This window comes from Streptomyces sp. Ru71 (assembly GCF_002920535.1).
Classification (GTDB): Bacteria; Actinomycetota; Actinomycetes; order Streptomycetales; family Streptomycetaceae; genus Streptomyces.
Genome location: NZ_PQSS01000004.1, coordinates 64,297 through 84,710, shown reverse-complemented (window position 1 = coordinate 84,710; position 20,414 = coordinate 64,297). Strand labels below are relative to the sequence as shown.

At 71.9% G+C, this 20,414-nt stretch carries 15 protein-coding genes; 7 read left to right on the top strand and 8 right to left on the bottom strand.

Annotation, left to right across the window (positions count from 1 at the left end; genetic code table 11):
• Nucleotides 1–21 precede the first annotated feature (21 nt).
• On the bottom strand, nucleotides 22–645 hold the full coding sequence (locus C3489_RS04055) for a TetR/AcrR family transcriptional regulator (RefSeq protein WP_103779944.1): 624 nt from the start codon (nucleotides 643–645) through the stop codon (nucleotides 22–24).
• A 129-nt stretch (nucleotides 646–774) separates the two neighbouring features.
• On the opposite strand from C3489_RS04055, the gene C3489_RS04050 reads away from it, so the two are divergent.
• Nucleotides 775–2,448 (top strand): MFS transporter, encoded by a 1,674-nt coding sequence (locus tag C3489_RS04050; protein WP_103779942.1) that lies wholly within the window; start codon nucleotides 775–777, stop codon nucleotides 2,446–2,448.
• Between the two features lie 81 nt (nucleotides 2,449–2,529).
• Nucleotides 2,530–3,297, top strand: coding sequence for a DUF2127 domain-containing protein (locus C3489_RS04045; RefSeq protein ID WP_103779940.1), 768 nt, complete (start codon nucleotides 2,530–2,532; stop codon nucleotides 3,295–3,297).
• Here C3489_RS04045 and C3489_RS04040 read toward each other — a convergent pair.
• Both C3489_RS04040 and C3489_RS04035 read right to left on the bottom strand, forming a co-directional pair.
• On the bottom strand, nucleotides 3,294–4,199 hold the full coding sequence (locus C3489_RS04040; RefSeq protein WP_103779938.1) for an aldo/keto reductase: 906 nt from the start codon (nucleotides 4,197–4,199) through the stop codon (nucleotides 3,294–3,296). The two genes, C3489_RS04045 and C3489_RS04040, sit on opposite strands and share 4 nt — an antisense overlap.
• 1 nt (nucleotide 4,200) lies before the next feature.
• On the bottom strand, nucleotides 4,201–5,106 hold the full coding sequence (locus C3489_RS04035) for an NAD-dependent epimerase/dehydratase family protein (RefSeq protein WP_103779936.1): 906 nt from the start codon (nucleotides 5,104–5,106) through the stop codon (nucleotides 4,201–4,203).
• A gap of 69 nt (nucleotides 5,107–5,175) precedes the next feature.
• Here C3489_RS04035 and C3489_RS04030 point away from each other — a divergent pair, with 69 nt between their 5' ends.
• From C3489_RS04030 to C3489_RS04015, 4 genes are all read left to right on the top strand, one after another.
• A complete protein-coding gene (locus C3489_RS04030; RefSeq protein WP_103779934.1) occupies nucleotides 5,176–5,694 on the top strand; it encodes an Lrp/AsnC family transcriptional regulator in 519 nt (172 codons plus the stop codon).
• 29 nt (nucleotides 5,695–5,723) lie between these two features.
• On the top strand, nucleotides 5,724–6,152 hold the full coding sequence (locus tag C3489_RS04025) for a MerR family transcriptional regulator (protein WP_103779932.1): 429 nt from the start codon (nucleotides 5,724–5,726) through the stop codon (nucleotides 6,150–6,152).
• Nucleotides 6,149–6,481: a co-chaperone YbbN gene (locus C3489_RS04020; protein WP_103779930.1), complete on the top strand. Its 333-nt coding sequence runs from the start codon at nucleotides 6,149–6,151 to the stop codon at nucleotides 6,479–6,481. The genes C3489_RS04025 and C3489_RS04020 overlap by 4 nt, the downstream gene beginning before the upstream one ends.
• 167 nt (nucleotides 6,482–6,648) lie before the next feature.
• The gene (locus C3489_RS04015; protein ID WP_103779928.1) at nucleotides 6,649–8,886 is read left to right on the top strand and encodes a UvrD-helicase domain-containing protein; all 2,238 of its coding nucleotides are present in this window, start codon (nucleotides 6,649–6,651) and stop codon (nucleotides 8,884–8,886) included.
• On the opposite strand, the gene glgB is transcribed toward C3489_RS04015, so the two are convergent.
• The 4 genes from glgB to C3489_RS03995 all read right to left on the bottom strand — a co-directional run bounded on the left by glgB (nucleotide 8,861) and on the right by C3489_RS03995 (nucleotide 16,749).
• On the bottom strand, nucleotides 8,861–11,422 hold the full coding sequence (gene glgB / locus C3489_RS04010; protein ID WP_181139479.1) for a 1,4-alpha-glucan branching enzyme: 2,562 nt from the start codon (nucleotides 11,420–11,422) through the stop codon (nucleotides 8,861–8,863). The genes C3489_RS04015 and glgB overlap by 26 nt on opposite strands.
• Nucleotides 11,423–11,473: 51 nt before the next feature.
• Nucleotides 11,474–12,892 (bottom strand): phosphotransferase, encoded by a 1,419-nt coding sequence (locus C3489_RS04005; protein ID WP_103779926.1) that lies wholly within the window; start codon nucleotides 12,890–12,892, stop codon nucleotides 11,474–11,476.
• A 96-nt stretch (nucleotides 12,893–12,988) separates the two neighbouring features.
• Nucleotides 12,989–14,689, bottom strand: coding sequence for a maltose alpha-D-glucosyltransferase (gene treS / locus C3489_RS04000; protein WP_103779924.1), 1,701 nt, complete (start codon nucleotides 14,687–14,689; stop codon nucleotides 12,989–12,991).
• The gene (locus C3489_RS03995) at nucleotides 14,686–16,749 is read right to left on the bottom strand and encodes an alpha-1,4-glucan--maltose-1-phosphate maltosyltransferase (RefSeq protein WP_103779922.1); all 2,064 of its coding nucleotides are present in this window, start codon (nucleotides 16,747–16,749) and stop codon (nucleotides 14,686–14,688) included. The genes treS and C3489_RS03995 overlap by 4 nt, the downstream gene beginning before the upstream one ends.
• 334 nt (nucleotides 16,750–17,083) lie before the next feature.
• On the opposite strand from C3489_RS03995, the gene C3489_RS03990 reads away from it, so the two are divergent.
• Nucleotides 17,084–19,702 (top strand): glycosyltransferase family 1 protein, encoded by a 2,619-nt coding sequence (locus C3489_RS03990; protein WP_103779920.1) that lies wholly within the window; start codon nucleotides 17,084–17,086, stop codon nucleotides 19,700–19,702.
• 168 nt (nucleotides 19,703–19,870) lie between these two features.
• Here the strand turns inward: C3489_RS03990 and C3489_RS03985 are convergent, their stop codons facing one another.
• Nucleotides 19,871–20,383, bottom strand: a complete 513-nt coding sequence (locus C3489_RS03985) for a DUF1990 domain-containing protein (RefSeq protein WP_103779918.1) — start codon at nucleotides 20,381–20,383, stop codon at nucleotides 19,871–19,873.
• Nucleotides 20,384–20,414: the final 31 nt, after the last annotated feature.

The following is a 20,414-nucleotide window of genomic DNA, read 5'->3' as shown; positions in this document are numbered from 1 at the left end:
CGGGTGTCCTTTTGGCGTTTCTCAGGTCTCGGCCGCCAGCTTCTCCACCAGGTCCGTCGCCCTTGCTGCCGGTACTCCCACCGCCGTCAGGACCGTGACCGCCGCCGAGCGGCCCGCGTCCGCCGCGGGGAGGAGGTCGTCGTTCACGGCCTCCATCAGGGCGAAGAGGATCTGCTCGTGCACGTACGCCAGCGCCGGTGCCGGCAGTGCTGAGGCGAAGACGCCCTCGTCCAGGCCCCGCTGGAGCAGCCGGATGCCGTTCTCGCGGACCGGGCCGAGGCGCTCCCGGATGCCCTGCATGGTGACCGTGCGCTGGGCCAGCGCGACGAGCAGGCGATAGCGGTCGGCGATCTCCCACACCGCGAGCACGGAGCGGGCCACCGCCTCGGCCGGGTCCTCCACTCCCTCGCGGCCCTCGGCGTGCGCGGCCGCCAGCGCCTCGACCGCGTCGTCGACCAGCGTGCTGATCAGCGCCTCCCGGCTCGGGAAGTGCCCGTACACGGTCCGTCGTACGACACCGGCGGCGCGCGCGATCTGGTCCATGGACGCGTCGGGGTCGCGCAGCAGCTCCGCGAGGGCGACGTCGAGGATGCGGCGCCGGTTGGCGTCGGCGCGGCTGGTGTTACCCGTGGTCATGGCAGCCATTCTGCCCTCCTCCCGGGAGCGGGACTTCCGTCGACTTGCACAGTCCTGTGCAACGGACGTACATTGCACATGGTTGTGCAGTTGCACGCCATTGTGCAAGTCCTGTCGTCCAGGAAGGCGATCCCTGCCATGCGACTCGTGATGAACGAACCGGTCGAGAGGATGGAGGGCCCCTACCGCCGGCGCTGGTGGGCGCTCCTCGTCCTCTGCCTCAGCCTGCTGATCATCGTGATGGCGAACACCGCCCTCACGGTCGCCGCGCCCGACATGACCCGTGACCTCGGGCTGTCCAGCGCCGACCTGCAGTGGGTCATCGACGGCTACACCGTCCCGTACGCCGCGCTGATGCTGCTGCTCGGCGCGATCGGCGACAAGTACAGCCGGCGCGGCGCCCTGGTCCTCGGGCTCGTCGTGTTCGGCGGCGGCGCGGTGGCCGGCTACCTCGCCGACAGCTCCACGGCGGTCATCGCCGCCCGTGCCGTGATGGGCGTCGGCGCGGCGCTGATCATGCCCGCCACGCTGTCCCTGCTGGCGGCGACGTTCCCGCGCAAGGAACGCGCCAAGGCGATCACGCTGTGGACGGCCACCGCCGGGCTCGCCATCGCCGCCGGGCCGGTCGTCGCGGGGGCGCTGCTGCGCGACCACGGCTGGTCCTCGACCTTCCTGATCAACGTGCCCATCGCGGCCGTGGCGATCGTCGCCGCCTTCGTCCTGGTCCCGCCCTCCAAGGCGGGGCACCACGACCGGATCGACTACGTCGGCGGCCTGCTGTCGGTGATCTGGACCGGCGCGCTGGTCTACATGATCATCGAGGGCCCACACTTCGGCTGGGGAGCCAAGGCGGTGACCGCCGCGGTCGTGGCCGGCGTGGCCCTGATCGCCTTCGTCCTGTGGGAGCTGCGCCACCCGCGCCCCATCCTGGACGTGCGCCGCTTCACCGAGCGCCGCTTCGCCGGCTCCAACCTCGCCGTCGCCCTGTTCTTCCTGGCCGTCTTCGGCGCCTTCTACTACCTCACCCAGCACCTGCAGTTCGTCCTCGGCTACGACGCCCTGGACACCGGTGTGCGCATGCTGCCGCTGGCCGGCGCGGTCTTCGTCGGCTCGGCGCTGACCGGGTACCTCACCCCGCGGGTCGGCATGAAGTGGACGGTGAGCGCGGGCATGGTCGGCGGCACGGCGGCCCTCGCCCTGCTGACCCAGGTCGACGCGGGATCGTCGTACGGCGACTTCGTGGCGCCCCTGGTCATCCTCGGCCTGGCCATCGGCCTCGCCCTGTCGCCCTGCACGGACGCCATCATGGGCTCCTTCCCGGAGGCGGAGCTGGGCGTGGGCGGCGCGGTGAACGACACCTCGCTGGAGCTGGGCGGCTCGCTCGGCATCGCGATCCTCGGCTCGCTGCTCGCCACGTCGTACTCCGACCACCTCGCGGACGCCACGAAGGGCAGCAAGCTGCCGGCCGACGCCCTCACCACCGCGCAGGACTCCGTCGGCGCCGGGTACGCCGTCGCGCAGGGCATCGGCGACAAGGCCCGCGCGCTCGCCGAGCAGGCGGCGCACGCGAGCAGCCCGCAGCAGGCCGCGCAGCTCAAGGCGCAGGCGCAGCAACTCGCCGAGGGCGCCGGGCAGATGAGCCACGCCGTCGGCTCCTCCTTCGCCGACGCGGTCGCCCACACCAGCCTGGTCGGCGTGGTGATCCTGGGCGCCGGCACGGTGCTCGTCGCGGTGCTGCTGCCGCGCCGGGACAAGGCGCGGGCGGAGCAGCCGGCCGAGGAGAAGGAGCCGCAGCTCAGCAAGGCCGGCTGAATCTCACCGAACTCTTAACCTCCTCCCCTAGCGTGCCGCACCGGTCATGGTGCGGCACGCTTCTCACAGGAGGCTCGGGGGATGAACATCGACTGGAACCGGCGGACGTGCGCGCGGCGCGGCCACGTGACGTACGCGCCGGACGACCCCCGGCTGCGGGTACGGCTGCACGCCGACACCGCGCTCGGCGACGTGTGGCGGTGCCTGCGCTGCGGCGACTTCGTCCTCGGCGAGCCGCACGGTTCGGGCCCGGCCGCCGAGGCGCCGCTGGTGCCGCGCGGCAAGGTGCTGCGGGACCTGTTCATCCTGCGCTTCCTCGCGATCGAGCGGGTGCTGCGCGGGGTGTTCATCGTGCTGGTCGCGGCAGCGGTGTGGAAGTTCTCCAACAGCCAGGACGCGGTGCGCCGGCTCTTCGACGAGTACCTCGACGTCTTTCGCCCGGTCTTCCGCCACTTCCACTACGACCTCGACCACTCGCCGGTCGTCGGCTCCGTCCAGAAGGCGTTCGGCTACCAGCACTCCACGCTCCTGCTCGTCGCCGGCCTCCTCCTCGCCTACGCGATCGTCGAGATCGTCGAGGCGGTCGGCCTGTGGTACGCCAAACGCTGGGCGGAGTACCTGACGGTGGTCGCCACCGCCGCCTTCCTGCCGCTGGAGATCTACGAACTCACCGAGCACGTCAGCGCGCTGAAGATCGCCACCCTGGTCCTCAACATCCTGGCGGTCCTCTACATCGCCCTGGCCAAACGCCTCTTCGGCCTCCGAGGCGGCCGCCGCGCCTTCGACGAGGAACGCCGCAGCGAGTCCTTGCTGGAGGTGAAGGAGGCGGCGGCCAAGGTCGCTCTCTAGACCCCGGGGGCCGTGACCTCCACCGACGCCTCCAGCCGCCCCAGTTCCTCCGTGCTCAGCGCCAGGTCCGCCGCGGCCGCCGAGTCCTGGATCGTGGACGGGCGGCTCGCTCCCGGGATCGGGAGCATGTTCGGGGCGTGGGACAGCAGCCAGGCCAGGCATATCCGCTGGGGGCTGACGCCCCGGTCGCGGGCCACGGTGTGGAAGGCCGTGAAGCGGTTCTCGCCCTCCAGGCGGGACGGGCCGTCCAGGGAGCTGCGGGAGATGCCGCCCAGGGGGCTCCACGGGAGGAACGCCAGGCCCAGCTCCGCGCACAGGCGCAGTTCCGGCTCGCTGTCGCGGACGGCGGGGGAGTAGCGGTTCTGCACCGACGCCAGCTTGTCGCCGAGGATCTCGTGGGCCTGCCGGATCTGCTCCACGGTGGCGTTGGAGATCCCGGCCAGCCGGATCTTGCCCTCGTCGAGCAGTTCGCGCAGGGCGCCGACCGACTCGGCGAACGGGACGACGGGGTCCGGCTTGTGCAGCTGGTAGAGGCCGATCGCCTCCACGCCGAGCCGCTTCAGGGACGCCTCGGCCGCGGACTTCAGGTGGCGCGGGGAGCCGTCGACCGTCCAGCTGCCGTCCGCCGGCCGGCCCCGCCCGCCCTTCGTCGCCACCAGCACGCCGGACGTGTCACCGCCGTACGCCGCCAGCGCGCGGGCCACCAGCAGCTCGTTGTGGCCGGGCTCGGCGCCCGGCAGGTGGTAGGAGTCGGCGGTGTCCAGCAGGGTCACGCCCGCGTCCAGCGCCGCGTGCACGGTGGCCACGGCGCGCTCCTCGTCGGGGCGGCCCTCGATCGACAGCGGCATCGCGCCGAGTCCGATCGCGCTCACCCGTACGTCGCCCAGAAGGCGGTCACGCATGTCAGAGGTCCTTTCCGAGGGTCTCGGCGACGGCTCGGGGCAGCCACTGCCGTACGTGGGAGAAGGGGAAACCGAGCCGGACGGCCCGGGAGTTGTCCATGCCGTAGAAGCGGGCGAAGGAGAACGGGGAGACCTCGCCGACCTCCACCGGCCGGAACACGGTCTTGCCCTCCGGCAGGTGCGCCGCGACCTCCGCGCACAGGTCGTCCGTGGTCAGCAGTCCGTGCGAGGCCGCGTTGACCGGGCCCGTGAAGTCCTGGCCCACCGTCCAGAACAGGAAGTCGGCGATCTCCTCGACGTGGATGTACGTCGCCGGGCGGTTGACCGGCGGGACGCGGATCGGCTCGCCCGCCCGGACGCGGTCCGCGTAGTGCGTGAGGCGGCCGGTGAAGTCGTCGGCGCCGCCCAGCACATGGGCCACCCGCACCGACGTCCACGGCAGGTCCGGTGCCGCCGCCGCGAACACCGCCTCCGCCTGCCGCTTGCCCTCGCCGTAGTGGGACTCCAGGAACTCCGGGTCGTCCCAGGGCAGTTCCAGGTCGACGGCGACCGTGTGCGGATCCACGGCGTCCTCCCGCACGGGCGCCACGGAGTCCTCGTACTCGTACACCTCGACCGTCGACGTCATCACGTACCGGCGGGTGCGGCCGCTGAACACCCGCCGCGCGATCTGAGCCTGGCGCGGCGTGTAGCAGACCTGGTCGACGACGGCGTCGAAGGTGCGCGAGCCCAGCGCCGAGCGCAGCGCACTCTCGTCGTCGCGGTCGGCGACCAGGTGCTCCGCCCCGGCCGGCGCCGCGGACGACCCCCGGTTGAGGACCGTCACCCGGTCCCCGGCGGCCAGCAGCCGCTCGATGAGCCGCTTGCCGAAATAGCGGTTTCCACCGATGACCAGAACCTCACGCATCGCATCCCCCTGGAGTGGATCAACATCGATAATTCTTTCGGCACTCGTGTCCGCACTGAAGGGGGAACCATGGGAGTTCCGGCTGCCGCACCGAAAGAACCTCGGCATCCACGCGCCACCGCCAACGAAACTTCGGCGGCCCTCGACGCAGTGGACCGGCAGATCCTCGAACTGCTCCAGACCGACGGCCGGATCAAGCTCAGCGAGCTGGGGCGCCGGGTGCGGCTGAGCCCGGCGGCGGTGACCGAGCGGGTCCGCCGGCTGGAGGCGTCCGGGGTCGTCACCGGCTACGGCGCCCGTGTGACCCCGGCCCGCCTCGGCTACGGCATCCAGGCCTTCGTGCGGGTCGATCCGCACGGCGGGTACACCCTCAAGCACCCCAGGACCCTGGAGCTGATCGCCCGCCCGGAGATCATCGAGGTGCACCACGTGGTCGGCGAGGACTGCTGGATCCTCAAGGTCGCCGTGGAGGACACCGGTCACCTGGAGCAGGTGCTGGAGCAGATCTCGGCGCTGGGCCGGACCACCACGTCGATCGTGCTGTCCTCCCCGGTCGCGCAGAAGCCGCTGCTGCCGCGCTTGCCTTGACGCCGGCGTCAAGGCATACGGTCGCGGACATGCGAATCGGCGAGCTGGCCGCACGGGCCGGGACCACCACGCGGACGCTGCGGTACTACGAGGCACGGGGGCTGCTGCCCGCGCGCCGGGACGCCAACGGGCACCGCGCCTACGACGAGCGGGACCTGAAGCTGCTGGAGCAGATCAGGACGCTGCAGGACGTCGGGTTCGAGCTGGAGGAGACCCGGCCGTTCGTGGAGTGCCTGCGCGCCGGGCACCCCGAGGGGGACTCGTGCCCGGCGTCGGTCGCGGTCTACCGGCGCAAGCTGGCCGAGCTGGACGCGCTGATCGGCGAGCTGAGCGGGGTGCGGGCGACCGTGGCCGCGCAGCTGGCGAAGGCCGAGCACGCCCTGGGCGAGCTGGCCGCCGAGGCGCTGGTTCCGGGGGGTCCGGAGCCGCGGTGCGAGCTGGGAGGGCAGGAGAGATGATCAAGGCGGACGGGGTGGCCGAGGTGACCGACGCGGACTTCGCGCGCGAGGTGCTGCAGGCCGGGCTTCCGGTGCTGGTGCAGTTCACCGCCGAGTGGTGCGGGCCCTGCCGGCAGCTCGCGCCGGTGCTGAGCGCCGTCGCCGCCGAGGAGGCCGGACGGATCAAGATCGTGCAGATCGACGTGGACCGCAATCCGGAGACGACCATCGGGTACGGCGTGATGGCCACGCCCACCCTGCTGGTGTTCTCCGGCGGGGAGCCGGTGAAGTCGATGGTGGGCGCCCGGCCCAAGCGGCGGCTGCTGCAGGAGCTCGCCGACGTGCTCTGACCGCCCCCGAACAGAAGAAATCCCCCGAGCAATTGCGCTCGGGGGATTTCTTTGCGTATATTCATTGGTTCGTGACTTCCTTGAAAAGAGGTCACGGAGAAGCTTTGTGAGCACAGTATATCCGGGCGGGAGCGGAATTGTCAAACAGCGAATTTCCGGACGATGAATTGCGGCACGAGCAGGAATTCATCGACGGTCTGTACGCGCGCGTGGACGCGCTGCGCGGCGACACCGAGGCCGCCGTCCAGGACGCGCTCGCGCAGGGCGACAAGCCCATGCAGGCCCGCCTGGAGCGGGACATCCTCGTCGCCGAGCGCTCGGGGCTGCTCGCCGCGCTGAACGCGGTGGACGGCTCGCTGTGCTTCGGCCGTATCGACCTCACCGACGGCACCAGCCACCACATCGGCCGGATCGGGCTGCGCGAGAACGACACCGAGCGCACCCCGATCCTCCTCGACTGGCGTGCCGAGGTGGCCCGGCCCTTCTACGTGGCGACCGGGCACACGCCGATGGGGCTGCGCCGCCGCCGGCACATCTCCACCGAGGGCCGCAAGGTCACCGACCTGCACGACGAGTTCCTCGACGTCGGCGACCGGGAGCGCACCGGCCACGAGGACCCGGCGGGCGACGCCGTGCTGCTGGCCGCGCTGAACTCGGCACGCACCGGCCGGATGAGCGACATCGTGCAGACCATCCAGGCCGAGCAGGACGAGATCATCCGGGCACCCCACCGCGGGGTCCTGGTCGTCGAGGGCGGCCCCGGCACCGGCAAGACGGCCGTCGCCCTGCACCGGGCCGCCTACCTCCTCTACGAGCACCGCGAGCTGCTCGCCAAGCGCGCCGTGCTGATCGTCGGACCCAACCCGGCCTTCCTCGGCTACATCGGCGAGGTGCTGCCCGCCCTGGGCGAGACCGGCGTGCTGCTCGCCACGGTCGGCGAGCTGTTCCCCGGCGTGCGGGCCACCGCCACGGACACGCCCGAGGCCGCCGCGGTCAAGGGCCGCGCGGACATGGCCGACGTGCTCGCCGCCGTCGTACGCGACCGGCAGGCGCTGCCCGACCCGGTCATCGCCATCGAGCACGACCGTGAGGTCCTCATGCTCGACGACGGCCTGGTGAACGTCGCCCGGGAGAAGACCCGCGCCGCCAAGCTGCCGCACAACGTGGCCCGCGAGTACTTCGAGGGGCACATCCTCAACACCCTCACCGAGCTGTACGCCGAACGCGTCGGCACCGACCCCTACGACGGCTCCAGCCTGCTCGACGCGAGCGACATCACCCAGATCCGCGACGAGCTCGCCGAGAACCCCGAGGTCTGGTCGGCCATCGACCAGCTGTGGCCGTGGCTGACCCCGCAGCGGCTGGTCGCCGACTTCCTCGCCGGCCCCGAGGGATACCTGAGCGACGAGGACGCGGCCGCCGTCCGCCGCCCGGTCACCCGGGCCTGGACCACCGCCGACGTGCCGCTGCTGGACGAGGCCGCCGAACTCCTCGGCGAGGACGACCGCCTCGCCCGCGCCCGCGCCGACCGGGAACGCGAGGCCCAGATCGCCTACGCCCAGGGCGTCCTCGACGTCTCCTACGCCTCGCGCACCTACGAGTTCGAGGACAAGGAGGAGGACGACCCGGAGTCCTCCGAGGTGCTCTCCGCGCACGACATCATCGACGCCGAGCGGTTCGCCGAACGGCAGGAGGAGGCCGACCACCGCTCCGCCGCGGAGCGGGCCGCGGCCGACCGCACCTGGGCGTTCGGGCACATCATTGTCGACGAGGCGCAGGAGCTGTCGCCGATGGCCTGGCGGCTGCTGATGCGCCGCTGCCCGACCCGCTCGATGACCCTGGTCGGCGACCCGGTGCAGACCGCCGAGGCGGCCGGCGTCGGCTCCTGGGAGGGCATCCTGGCGCCCTACGTCGAGGACCGCTGGGAGCACACCCGCCTCGGCGTCAACTACCGCACCCCCGCGGAGATCATGGAGCTGGCGGCGGCCGTCGTGCGCGCCGAGCACCCCGGTTTCGAGCCCCCGCAGTCCGTGCGCAGCACCGGCGTACGGCCCTGGGTGCGCGGCACCGACGACCTGCCCGGCGCGGTGGAGAAGGCCGTCGCCGAGCTGACCCCGGCCGAGGGCCGGCTCGCCGTGATCGCCCCGCGCGAGCTGCACCGCCGCCTCGCCGCCCGGCTGGACGGCGTGACGGCCGGCGCGGAGCCCGACCTGACGCGGACCGTGGTCCTGCTCGACCCGCGCCAGGCCAAGGGCCTGGAGTTCGACTCCGTCCTGGTCGTCGAGCCCGGCCACTACGGCACGAGCGACCTGTACGTCGCCCTCACCCGGGCCACCCAGCGCCTCGGCGTCCTGCACACCGGGCAGCTGCCCGACGGGCTCAGGCAGGCCGCAGCCACACCGTAGCCAGCGGCGGCAGGGTCAGCCGGATGCTCGCGGGGCGGCCGTGGCTGCCCTGCGGCTCCGGCTTGACCGGGTCGGGGCCGGTGACGTCGCTGCCGCCGTAGCGGGCCGCGTCCGTGTTGATCACCTCGTGCCAGGCGGGGATGTCGTCGGGAACGCCGAGGCGGTAGTCGGGGCGGACCACGGGGGCGAGGTTGGAGACCGCCAGCAGGGGGCTGCCGTCGGCGTCGTAGCGCAGGAACGCGAAGACGTTGTCCTCCGCCGCGTCGCCGACGATCCACTGGAAGCCGTCGGGATGGATGTCCCGCTGCCACAGCGCCGGCGTCGCCCGGTAGCGGGCGTTCAGGTCGCGGACCAGGTCCAGCACGCCCCGGTGGTCGGCCTCGGCCCCGTAGGACGGGTCGAGCAGCCACCAGTCCGGGCCGCGCGCCTCGGACCACTCCGAGCCCTGCGCGAACTCCTGCCCCATGAACAGCAGCTGCTTGCCGGGGTGCGCCCACATGAAGGCCAGATAGGCGCGCAGGTTGGCGCGCTGCTGCCACCAGTCGCCCGGCATCTTCGACACCAGCGACTTCTTGCCGTGCACCACCTCGTCGTGCGAGATGGGCAGCACGTAGTTCTCGCTGTACGCGTACACCATCGAGAACGTCATCTCGTGGTGGTGGTACTTGCGGTGGACGGGGTCGTGGCTCATGTACTGGAGCGAGTCGTGCATCCAGCCCATGTTCCACTTCAGCCCGAAGCCGAGCCCGCCGAAGCCGCTCGGGCCCTTGTGGTGGGTGGCACGGGTGACGCCGTCCCAGGCCGTGGACTCCTCGGCGACCGTCACCACGCCCGGCACCCTGCGGTACACGGTCGCGTTCATCTCCTGCAGGAACGCCACCGCGTCCAGGTTCTCCCGGCCGCCGTACTGGTTCGGCGTCCACTGGCCCGACTCGCGCGAGTAGTCCAGGTAGAGCATCGAGGCGACGGCGTCCACGCGCAGCCCGTCGATGTGGAACTCCTCGCACCAGTACACCGCGTTGGCCACCAGGAAGTTGCGCACCTCGGTGCGGCCGAAGTCGAACTCCAGCGTCCCCCAGTCCGGGTGCGCGGCCCGCAGCGGGTCGGAGTGCTCGTACAGGGGCCGGCCGTCGAACTCCGCCAGCGCCCAGTCGTCGCGCGGGAAGTGCGCCGGCACCCAGTCCATCAGCACCCCGATGCCGGCCTGGTGCAGCCGGTCCACCAGGTACCGGAAGTCGTCCGGGGTGCCGAGCCGGGCGGTGGGGGCGTAGAAGCCGGTGACCTGGTAGCCCCAGGAGCCGCCGAAGGGGTGCTCGGCGACCGGCATCAGCTCCACGTGCGTGAACCCGAGGTCCTTGACGTACGCCGGCAGCTGATCGGCCAGCTCGCGGTAGGTCAGCCCCGGCCGCCAGGACGCCAGGTGCACCTCGTACACCGAGAACGGCGCCTCGTGCGCGGGCACCTCGGCCCGGCGGGCCAGCCAGTCCCCGTCGCCCCACTCGTACTGCGACGACGTGACGATCGACGCCGTCTCCGGCGGGACCTGGGTGCGGCGGGCCAGCGGGTCGGCGCGCATCGTCCTGGAGCCGTCCGGGCGGGTGATCTCGAACTTGTACAGCTCGCCCTCGCCGATGCCGGGCACGAACAGCTCCCACACGCCGGTCGAGCCCAGCGAGCGCATCGGGAAGGCGGTGCCGTCCCAGAAGTTGAAGGTGCCGGCCACCCGCACCCCGCGCGCGTTCGGCGCCCACACCGAGAAGCGGGTGCCGGACACGCCCTGGTGCGTCATCGGATGCGCGCCGAGCACCTGCCACAGCTGCTCGTGCCGGCCCTCGCCGATCAGATGCAGGTCCAGATCGCCCAGGGTGGGCAGGAAGCGGTAGGCGTCCTCGGTGTCCAGCACGGCGTCCCGGTACGTCACCAGCAGCCGGTACGCCGGGACCTCCCGCAGCGGCAGCAGGCCCGAGAAGAAGCCGTCCCCGTCGTGGTGCAGCTCGGCGCGCACGCCGTCGGCGACCACGGTGACGGAGCGCGCGTAGGGCCGCAGGGCCCGCACCACCACCCCGTCGGCCACCGGGTGGGCGCCGAGCACGGCGTGCGGGTCGTGGTGGGTACCGGCGAGCAGCCGCTCACGGTCCCCGAGGTCCAGGGCGGGAGCGACGGGGACGGGGACGGTCACCTCCGGATCCGGACCGTCCGGGACGGCCCGCGGCGCGGTGGCCGGCGGGTCGGCCGGATCCGCCTCGGCGGGACGTTTGACCGCGGCGACCTTCTTCGCGGGCGTCCGCTTCGCCGGGACCTTCTTCGCCGCCTTCTTCGCGGCGGCCTGCCGGGCGGCCTTCTTGGCGGGCACCGCCGCCTTCTGCGGCACCTCCTGCTCGGCGGCGGCCTCGCGCACCGCCTCGCGCACCGTCTTCTCGACCACCTTCTTCGCTGTCTTCTTCACGGCGGCGCGGTGCACCGCGCCGGTCTCCTCGGCCGCCTGGCGCGGCGTGTTCGCCGGATCCGGACCGCTGGACTGTCGACGGGGGGTCACGGGCGGAGCCTCCTGGAAAGGACGTCGGTCGGAAGGCGCATCGAAAGTCGCTCAGGTCAGTTCGGACGCGGCGGCGAGCTCCTCGATCGCCGCCATCGGCACCGGCAGCCAGTCGGGGCGGTGCCGGGCCTCGTAGACGACCTCGTAGATCGCCTTGTCGGTCTCCCAGGCACGCAGGAGGACCGGGTCGGTGCGCGGGTCGAAGCCGCCGGCCTCCGCGTAACCGGTGCAGTACGCGGCACGGCAGGCCCGTGCCCATTCGGGGGCCGGCGGGCCCGCCGAGTGCGCCGCGTAGTCGAAGGAGCGCAGCATGCCGGCCACGTCCCGCACCACCGGCTGCGGCATCCGCCGCTCGGCCAGCGGCCGGGCCGGCTCGCCCTCGAAGTCGATCAGTGACCACTCGCCGGCCGCCGAGCGCAGGCACTGCCCGAGGTGCAGATCGCCGTGGACGCGCTGCGCGGTCCAGGTGTGCCCCTCGGCGGCCAGGTCGGCCAGCGCCTCGAACGCGGTGCGCAGGCCCGGAGCGTACGGGCCGAGCACCGGCACCTGCTGGACGGCGCTCTCCAGCCGCTCGATCATGCCCTGGACCATGGGTTCCAGCTGCGCGTGCCCGAGGGTGACGGTGGGCAGCGCCCGGGCCAGCGCCGTGTGCACCTCGGCCGTGGCGCGTCCCAGGGCCCGCGCCTCGGCGGCGAAGTCCTCACCCTTGGCCAGCTGCCGCAGCGCCAGCTCCCAGCCGTCGGTCGCGCCCTGGACGAAGGGCTGGAGCACCCCGAGGACGTAACTGGCGCCGGACACGTCACCGTCGAGGACCTCACCGCCGACGTCGGCCTCGATCCACGCCGTCGGCGCGGGCACCCGGGCGCAGCCCTCGCGGGCCAGGGCCAGCGGCAGCTCCAGGTCGGGGTTGGTCCCGGGGACGACCCGCCGCAGTACTTTCAGGATGAACGTGTCGCCGTAGACGACGGACGAGTTCGACTGCTCCGCCGTCATCACGCGCGGCACCAGACCGGGCCGTATGTCCTGGTCGGGAGCGCGCTCGAAACGCAGCCCGCCGATGCGGGCCTGGGAGCGCAGGGCCTCCAGGAGCACATCGGCGGGCCGGGGGTCGTACAGGGCGTCGTACACCGTGCGTCCGCTGAGCGGACCGTCGGTGACATGGCCTATCAGCGCGGGCGCCAGCCGGGGCGGCAGCGCCTCGCGCACGCCTATGAGCAGTTGGTAGCAGTCGCCGGCGTGGGGGGCCGCGCCCAGGGTGAGCGGCTGGTGGGCGCGCACCAGCAGGTGGTAGAGGCCGAGCCGGCCGGACGGCGGGAGCAGCTCGGTGGCCGCGACCAGCGAGAACCCGGTGACCGGGCGCCCCTTGCCCGCGAACCAGCGCTGCCTCGGCAGCCACTCGCGCAACAGGGGATCCAGTGACGCGAGGAGGCCGGGGCTGGTGGTGCCCGAGACAGTGACCGTTTCCGCCATGGCGTCACGTCCTTTCCCCGGGGGACGGGGGGTGAGGGCGGGGTGTTACTGATGCGTGCCCCGGGCGGGGCGGTGGAAACCGCCCCGCCCGGTCTTCTACGGCGCGTCCTTGCGCAACCGGAACCAGTAGAAGCCGTGTCCGCCCAAGGTCAGCAAGTACGGCAGCTCCCCGATGGCCGGAAAGCGCACCCCGCCGAACAGCTCGACCGGGTGCCGTCCCTCGAACCGCTGCAGGTCCAGTTCGGTGGGCTGGGCGAAGCGGGAGAAGTTGTTCACGCAGAGCACCAGGTCGTCCTCGTACTCGCGCAGGAAGGCCAGCACCGCCGGGTTCGACGACGGCAGCTCGGTGTAGGAGCCGAGCCCGAAGGCCAGGTTCTGCTTGCGGATCTCGATCATGCGGCGGGTCCAGTGCAGCAGCGAGGAGGGCGACGCCATCGACGCCTCCACGTTGGTGACCTGGTAGCCGTAGACCGGGTCCATGATCGTGGGCAGATACAGCCGCCCCGGGTCGGACGAGGAGAAGCCGGCGTTGCGGTCCGGGGTCCACTGCATGGGCGTGCGCACGCTGTCGCGGTCGCCGAGCCAGATGTTGTCGCCCATGCCGATCTCGTCGCCGTAGTACAGGATCGGCGAGCCGGGCAGGGACAGCAGCAGGGCGGTGAACAGCTCGATCTGGTTGCGGTCGTTGTCCAGCAGGGGCGCGAGCCGGCGGCGGATGCCGATGTTGGCGCGCATACGCGGGTCCTTGGCGTACTCCGCGTACATGTAGTCGCGCTCTTCGTCGGTGACCATCTCCAGCGTCAGCTCGTCGTGGTTGCGCAGGAAGATGCCCCACTGGCAGCCGTCGGGGATCGGCGGGGTCTTCGCCAGGATCTCGGAGACCGGGTAGCGCGATTCCCGGCGCACGGCCATGAAGATGCGGGGCATGACCGGGAAGTGGAAGGCCATATGGCACTCGTCGCCGCCCTTGGCGTAGTCGCCGAAGTAGTCGACCACGTCCTCCGGCCACTGGTTGGCCTCCGCCAGCAGCACCGTGTCCGGGTAGTGCGCGTCGATCTCCTTGCGCACCCGCTTCAGGAACTCGTGCGTGGCGGGCAGGTTCTCGCAGTTCGTGCCCTCCTCCGCATAGAGATACGGCACCGCGTCCAGGCGGAAGCCGTCGATGCCGAGATCGAGCCAGAACCGCAGCGCGGAGATCATCTCCTCCTGCACGGCCGGGTTCTCGTAGTTCAGGTCCGGCTGGTGGGAGAAGAACCGGTGGAAGAAGTACTGCTTGCGCACCGGGTCGAAGGTCCAGTTCGACACCTCGGTGTCCACGAAGATGATCCGCGCGTCCTGGTACTGCTTGTCGTCGTCGGCCCACATGTAGTAGTCGCCGTAGGGCCCGTCGGGGTCGCGCCGGGACTCCTGGAACCACGGGTGCTGGTCGCTGGTGTGGTTCATGACGAAGTCGATGATCACGCGCATGCCGCGCTGGTGGGCCGCGTCCACGAACTCCACGAAGTCGGCCAGGTCACCGAACTCCGGCAGCACGGCCGTGTAGTCGGAGACGTCGTAGCCGCCGTCCCGCAGCGGTGACTTGAAGAAGGGCGGCAGCCACAGGCAGTCCACGCCCAGCCACTGCAGATAGTCCAGTTTGGCGGTCAGGCCCTTGAGGTCGCCCACGCCGTCGCCGTTGCTGTCCTGAAAGGACCGGACGAGGACCTCGTAGAAGACGGCACGCTTGAACCAGTCGGGGTCCCGGTCCTTGGCCGGGGTGTCCTCGAAGGTGTCCGGGACGGGTTCGTTGACGATCATTGTGTGGGTGACCCTCCGGTCTGCGGGGTGGACGGTCGCAGGACGGTGAAGACATGCGCGGGCCGGAAACCCGGTTCGAGTCGCACGTAGTTGGCCCTGCCCCAGTGATAGGTCTCGCCGGTGAGCTCGTCGCGCACCGGCGTCATCTCGTGCCAGTCCAGGCCGAGTTGCGGCATGTCCAACGAGACCGTGGCCTCCTGGGTGTGGTGGGGGTCCAGGTTCGCCACCACCAGAACCGTGTTCGAACCGCTCCGCTTCGAGTACGCGATGACCGCGTCCTGGTCGGCGTGGTGGAAGTGCAGATCGCGCAGCTGCCGCAGGGCCGGGCTGCGGCGGCGGATGTCGTTCAGGCGGGTGATCAGCGGGACGATGGTCCGCCCCTCCCGCTCGGCCGCCGCCCAGTCACGCGGCCTGAGCTGGTACTTCTCCGAGTCCAGATACTCCTCGCTGCCCTCCCTGAGCGGGGTGTTCTCGCACAGCTCGTAGCCGGAGTAGATGCCCCAGGTGGGGGAGAGGGTGGCGGCGAGCACCGCGCGCACCTCGAACGCGGGACGGCCGCCGTGCTGGAGGTAGGCGTGCAGGATGTCCGGGGTGTTCGGGAAGAAGTTGGGCCGCATGTAGGAGGCGGCCTCCCCCGAGAGTTCGGTGAGGTACTCCGTCAGCTCCTGCTTGCTGTTGCGCCAGGTGAAGTACGTGTACGACTGCTGGAAGCCGATCTGGGCCAGCGTGTGCATCATCGCCGGGCGGGTGAACGCCTCGGCCAGGAAGATCACGTCCGGGTCGGAGGCGTTGATGTCGCCGATCACCCGCTCCCAGAAGACGACCGGCTTGGTGTGCGGGTTGTCCACGCGGAAGATCCGCACGCCGTGGTCCATCCAGTGCCGCAGCACCCGAATGGTTTCGGCCACCAGACCGTCCATGTCGGCGTCGAACGCGATCGGGTAGATGTCCTGGTACTTCTTCGGCGGGTTCTCGGCGTACGCGATCGTCCCGTCCGGGCGGTGGTGGAACCACTCCGGGTGCTTCTGCACCCACGGGTGGTCCGGCGAGCACTGGAGCGCGAAGTCCAGGGCGACCTCCAGGCCGTGCTCGGCCGCCCGCGCCACGAACCAGTCGAAGTCCTCGATCGTCCCCAGCCGGGGATGCACCGTGTCGTGCCCGCCCTCCGGGGAACCGATCGCCCACGGCACACCGACGTCGTCCGGCTCGGCGGTCAGGGTGTTGTTCTTCCCCTTGCGGAAAGTCGTCCCGATGGGATGGATCGGCGGCAGGTAGACGACGTCGAAGCCCATCTCGGCGATCTTCGGCAGCCGCCGGGCCGCGGTGCGGAACGTGCCGTGCGGCTGCTCGGGCGAGCCCTCCGAGCGCGGGAAGAACTCGTACCAGCTGCCGAACAGCGCCCTCTCCCGCTCCACCTGCAGCGGCAGCGGGTCGGAGGCGGTGACCAGGTCACGCAGGGGATGCGCGGCCAGCACCGCGTCCACCTCGGGCGTCAGCGCGGCGGCCAGCCGGGACGCCGAGGGACGGGACTCGTCGCGCAGGGCGGCCACGGCGTCCAGCAGGACGTCCCGCTGCTCACCGCTCAGCGGCTCGGCGGCCCGCTCGTACAGCCGCGCGCCCTCCTCCAGGACCAGCTCGGTGTCCATGCCGGCCGGGATCTTGATCTTCGCGTGGTGGCGCCAGGTGGTGACCGGGTCGCTCCACGCCTCCACGCTGTACGTCCACCGGCCGGGCGCCCCGGCGGTCACGGTGGCCCCCCAGCGGTCGGTCCCGGGCGCCAGCTCCCGCATCGGCGTCCACGGGCCCGGGCGGCCCTCGGGGTCCCGCAGGACCACGTTGGCGGCCACGGCGTCGTGCCCCTCGCGGAACACGGTGGCCGAGATCTCGAACGACTCGCCGGTGACCGCCTTGGCCGGGCGGCGGCCGTGCTGGACGAGCGGGCGGACGTCGAGGACGGGTATCCGGCCGACGGCCGTGGGCGGGGGTGCGGGCGCGCTGGTCCGGGGTGGCGCGGCGGTGCTCGGACTCGGGGGTGCTGACGAGTGGTGCGTGGCGGGCATGACCGCTCCTGTCCGCGTCAACGTGGGTGGGCGGATGACTGTGGGGAGATCTGGTCTGCAGTTGTGCCTGGAGGGGTACCCCGATGGCTACCGCTGGAGCCTTCCCACACTGTTCGGGTGGGCAATCCGGAACTTTGTTAACTACTCACGCGTATGTCTACGCACAAGACCGGACTGTTTCCAGCCGTGCGTCTACCCCCGACCGATTCAGGCCGAACGGGGGTCTGCGCGCGGAGCCCCCAGCGAGGCGGGCACCCGCGCCGGTACCGTCGTAAGGGACGAGCCGGCGCACCTCGCGGTGGGCCGGCGGCAGCCACCAGCGTCGAGGTGACTTGTGAAGGCGATCCGTCGATTCACCGTCCGACCCGTTCTCCCCGAACCCTTGCGTCCACTGAGCGAGCTGGCGCGCAATCTGCGCTGGTCCTGGCACACGGAGACGCGCGACCTGTTCCAGTCCGTGGACCCCGAACAGTGGGCCGCCAGCGGTGGCGACCCGGTCCGGCTGCTGGGCAGCGTGCGCCCCGCGCGGCTGGCGGAGCTGGCCGAGGACCGCCGCTTCCTGCGCCGCCTCACCGCGGTCGCCGGCGACCTGCACGACTATGTGAGCGGCGAGCGCTGGTACCAGGCCCAGCCCGCGGGACTGCCCGCCGCGGTCGCCTACTTCTCGCCCGAGTTCGGCATCACGGCCGCGCTGCCCCAGTACTCCGGCGGCCTCGGCATCCTGGCCGGCGACCACCTCAAAGCGGCCAGCGACCTCGGTGTGCCGCTGATCGGGGTGGGCCTGCTGTACCGGCACGGCTACTTCCGGCAGTCCCTGTCCCGGGAGGGCTGGCAGCAGGAGCACTACCCGGTGCTCGACCCCAACGAGCTGCCCGTCACCCTCCTCGACGAGGCCGACGGCACCCCCGCCCAGGTCTCCCTCGCCCTGCCCGGCGGCCGCTCGCTGCTGGCCCGGATCTGGGTCGCCCAGGTGGGCCGGGTGCCGCTGCTGATGCTGGACTCCGACGTCGAGGAGAACGACCTCGGCGAGCGCGGGGTGACCGACCGGCTCTACGGCGGCGGCAGCGAGCACCGGCTGCTGCAGGAGATGCTGCTCGGCATAGGAGGTGTCCGGGCGGTACGGACGTACTGCCGGCTGACCGGGCACCCCGAGCCGGAGGTGTTCCACACCAACGAGGGGCACGCCGGGTTCCTCGGCCTGGAGCGCATCGCCGAGCTGTGCGACACCGGGCTCGACTTCGACTCCGCGCTGGAGGCGGTGCGGGCCGGGACCGTGTTCACCACGCACACGCCGGTGCCGGCCGGTATCGACCGCTTCGACCGTGACCTGGTCGCCCGGCACTTCGGGCCCGACGCCGAGCTGCCGCGCATCGACGTCGACCGGGTGCTGCGGCTCGGCCGGGAGACCTACCCCGGCGGGGAGCCGAACCTGTTCAACATGGCCGTCATGGGGCTCAGGCTCGCCCAGCGCGCCAACGGCGTCTCGGTGCTGCACGGCCGCGTGAGCCGGGAGATGTTCGCCGGGCTGTGGCCGGGGTTCGACCCCGAGGAGGTGCCGATCACCTCCGTCACCAACGGGGTGCACGCGCCGACCTGGGTCGCCCCCGAGGTGTTCCGGCTCGGCGCCCGGCAGATCGGCGCGCAGCGCGCCGAGGACGCGCTGACCGTGGGCGGCTCCGACCGCTGGGACTCCGTCGCGGACATCCCCGACCAGGTGATCTGGGACCTGCGCCGGGACCTGCGGGAGCAGCTGGTGGCCGAGGTGCGGCAGCGGCTGCGGGCGTCCTGGCGGCAGCGGGGCGCGGGCGCGGCCGAGCTGGGCTGGGTCGACCAGGTGCTCGACCCGGACGTGCTGACCATCGGGTTCGCCCGGCGGGTGCCGTCGTACAAGCGGCTGACGCTGATGCTGCGGGACCCCGAGCGGCTGCGGAAGCTGCTGCTGCATCCCGAGCGGCCGATCCAGATCGTCGTCGCGGGGAAGGCGCATCCCGCCGATGACGGGGGCAAGCGGCTGGTGCAGGAGCTGGTGCGGTTCGCCGACGATCCGCGGGTGCGGCATCGGGTGGTGTTCCTGCCCGACTACGGCATGGCCATGGCGCAGAAGCTGTACCCCGGCTGCGATGTGTGGCTGAACAATCCGCTGCGGCCGCTGGAGGCGTGCGGGACGTCCGGGATGAAGGCCGCGCTGAACGGGTGTCTCAATCTGTCCGTGCTGGACGGGTGGTGGGACGAGTGGTTCCAGCCCGACTTCGGGTGGGCCATTCCGACCGCGGACGGGGTGGGCACCGACGCGGACCGGCGGGACGACCTGGAGGCGGCAGCGCTGTACGAACTGCTGGAGCAGCGGGTCGCTCCGCGGTTCTACGAGCGGGGGCGCGGTGGGCTGCCGGACCGGTGGATCGAGATGGTGCGGCAGACGCTGACGCATCTCGGACCCAAGGTGCTGGCCGGGCGGATGGTCCGGGAGTACGTGGAGCGGCTGTACCTGCCGGCCGCGCAGTCGCACCGGGTGATGACACCGGATGTGGCGCGGGAGCTGGCGGAGTGGAAGTCCCGGGTGCGGGGGGCCTGGCCGGCCGTTTCCGTGGATCACGTGGAGACGTCCGCGACGAGTGCCACGGCCGAGCTGGGGACCACGCTCACCCTTCGGGTGCGGGTGCGGCTGGGGTCGCTCGGGCCGGACGACGTGGAGGTGCAGGCCGTTTCCGGTCGGGTGGACGCGGAGGACCGGATCACCGGGGGGACGGCGGTGCCGCTCAAGCCGGTGGGCGGGCCCGACATGGAGGGCGTGTGGACCTACGAAGGGCCGCTGTCGCTGGACCGGACGGGGCCCTACGGCTACACGGTGCGGATTCTGCCGGATCACCGGCTGCTGGCGTCCGGGGCGGAGCTGGGGCTTTTGACGGTGCCGGCTGAGGAGCTGGGGGAGGGGGCCGGGGTGCTGCTTCGGTAAGGGGTTGTCGTCCGGGCGCGGGCCGTGGTGGGTACTCGCGCCCACGCGGCGCAGCCGCATATCGAGCACAGCCCAGCGCCCCTGAATGCCTGCGGCGGCCCGTTGCGGTTGCGTCGTGGCGCGCGTGGCGCCTCCGGCCGGTTCCCGGGTCGGGGCCCCGGCGGGGGGTCAGGACTCGTCCTGCGGCGCGCACAGGCGGCGCAGTATCGTGCCGCAGCGGCGGGCGTAGGCGTGTTGGAGGCCTCGGGTGGCCGCGCCGCCCGCCTTGGCGTACCACTTGGCCGGGCGGCTGAAGGCGGCCACCGTGAGCCAGACCGTGCCGTCGCCCGTGCGGTCGACCACGAAGGCCTCCTCGCCGCATTCGGGGTGGCCGGTCAGGGTGCCGTAGGCCCAGCCGGCCCGGCGGGGCTCCTCGGTCGCCCAGACGATGCGGCAGGGGGCCTTGATCAGGCCGGCCAGGGTGACGGTGACGTCGACGTCCTTGGCCGCGCGGTCGGCGCTCGCGTTGATGCCGACGCCCATCGCCCGGTGCAGCTCCCAGGTGAGGACCGCCTCGGCGGCGCGGTGGAAGACCGCCTCGCCCTCGCCGAGCCGGGTGCGCACGTGCAGGGAGTGGAAGCCGGGCGGGCAGGCGGCGAGGTCGTCCCGGGTCGCGCCGACCGCCTCGTACGTGAAGGACATGGGGCCCAAGACTACGGCGGCACCCGGAACG

Bases quoted from the DNA above. Each gene is read 5' to 3' on its own strand.
- C3489_RS04035 (WP_103779936.1), bottom strand. From the start codon at position 5,106: ATGCGTGAGGTTCTGGTCATCGGTGGAAACCGCTATTTCGGCAAGCGG.
- C3489_RS04040 (WP_103779938.1), bottom strand. From the start codon at position 4,199: ATGCGTGACCGCCTTCTGGGCGACGTACGGGTGAGCGCGATCGGACTC.
- C3489_RS03995 (WP_103779922.1), bottom strand. From the start codon at position 16,749: ATGCCCGCCACGCACCACTCGTCAGCACCCCCGAGTCCGAGCACCGCC.
- C3489_RS04025 (WP_103779932.1), top strand. From the start codon at position 5,724: ATGCGAATCGGCGAGCTGGCCGCACGGGCCGGGACCACCACGCGGACG.
- C3489_RS04055 (WP_103779944.1), bottom strand. From the start codon at position 645: ATGGCTGCCATGACCACGGGTAACACCAGCCGCGCCGACGCCAACCGG.
- treS (WP_103779924.1), bottom strand. From the start codon at position 14,689: ATGATCGTCAACGAACCCGTCCCGGACACCTTCGAGGACACCCCGGCC.
- C3489_RS04050 (WP_103779942.1), top strand. From the start codon at position 775: ATGCGACTCGTGATGAACGAACCGGTCGAGAGGATGGAGGGCCCCTAC.
- C3489_RS03985 (WP_103779918.1), bottom strand. From the start codon at position 20,383: ATGTCCTTCACGTACGAGGCGGTCGGCGCGACCCGGGACGACCTCGCC.
- C3489_RS04020 (WP_103779930.1), top strand. From the start codon at position 6,149: ATGATCAAGGCGGACGGGGTGGCCGAGGTGACCGACGCGGACTTCGCG.
- C3489_RS04005 (WP_103779926.1), bottom strand. From the start codon at position 12,892: ATGGCGGAAACGGTCACTGTCTCGGGCACCACCAGCCCCGGCCTCCTC.
- C3489_RS04045 (WP_103779940.1), top strand. From the start codon at position 2,530: ATGAACATCGACTGGAACCGGCGGACGTGCGCGCGGCGCGGCCACGTG.
- C3489_RS04030 (WP_103779934.1), top strand. From the start codon at position 5,176: ATGGGAGTTCCGGCTGCCGCACCGAAAGAACCTCGGCATCCACGCGCC.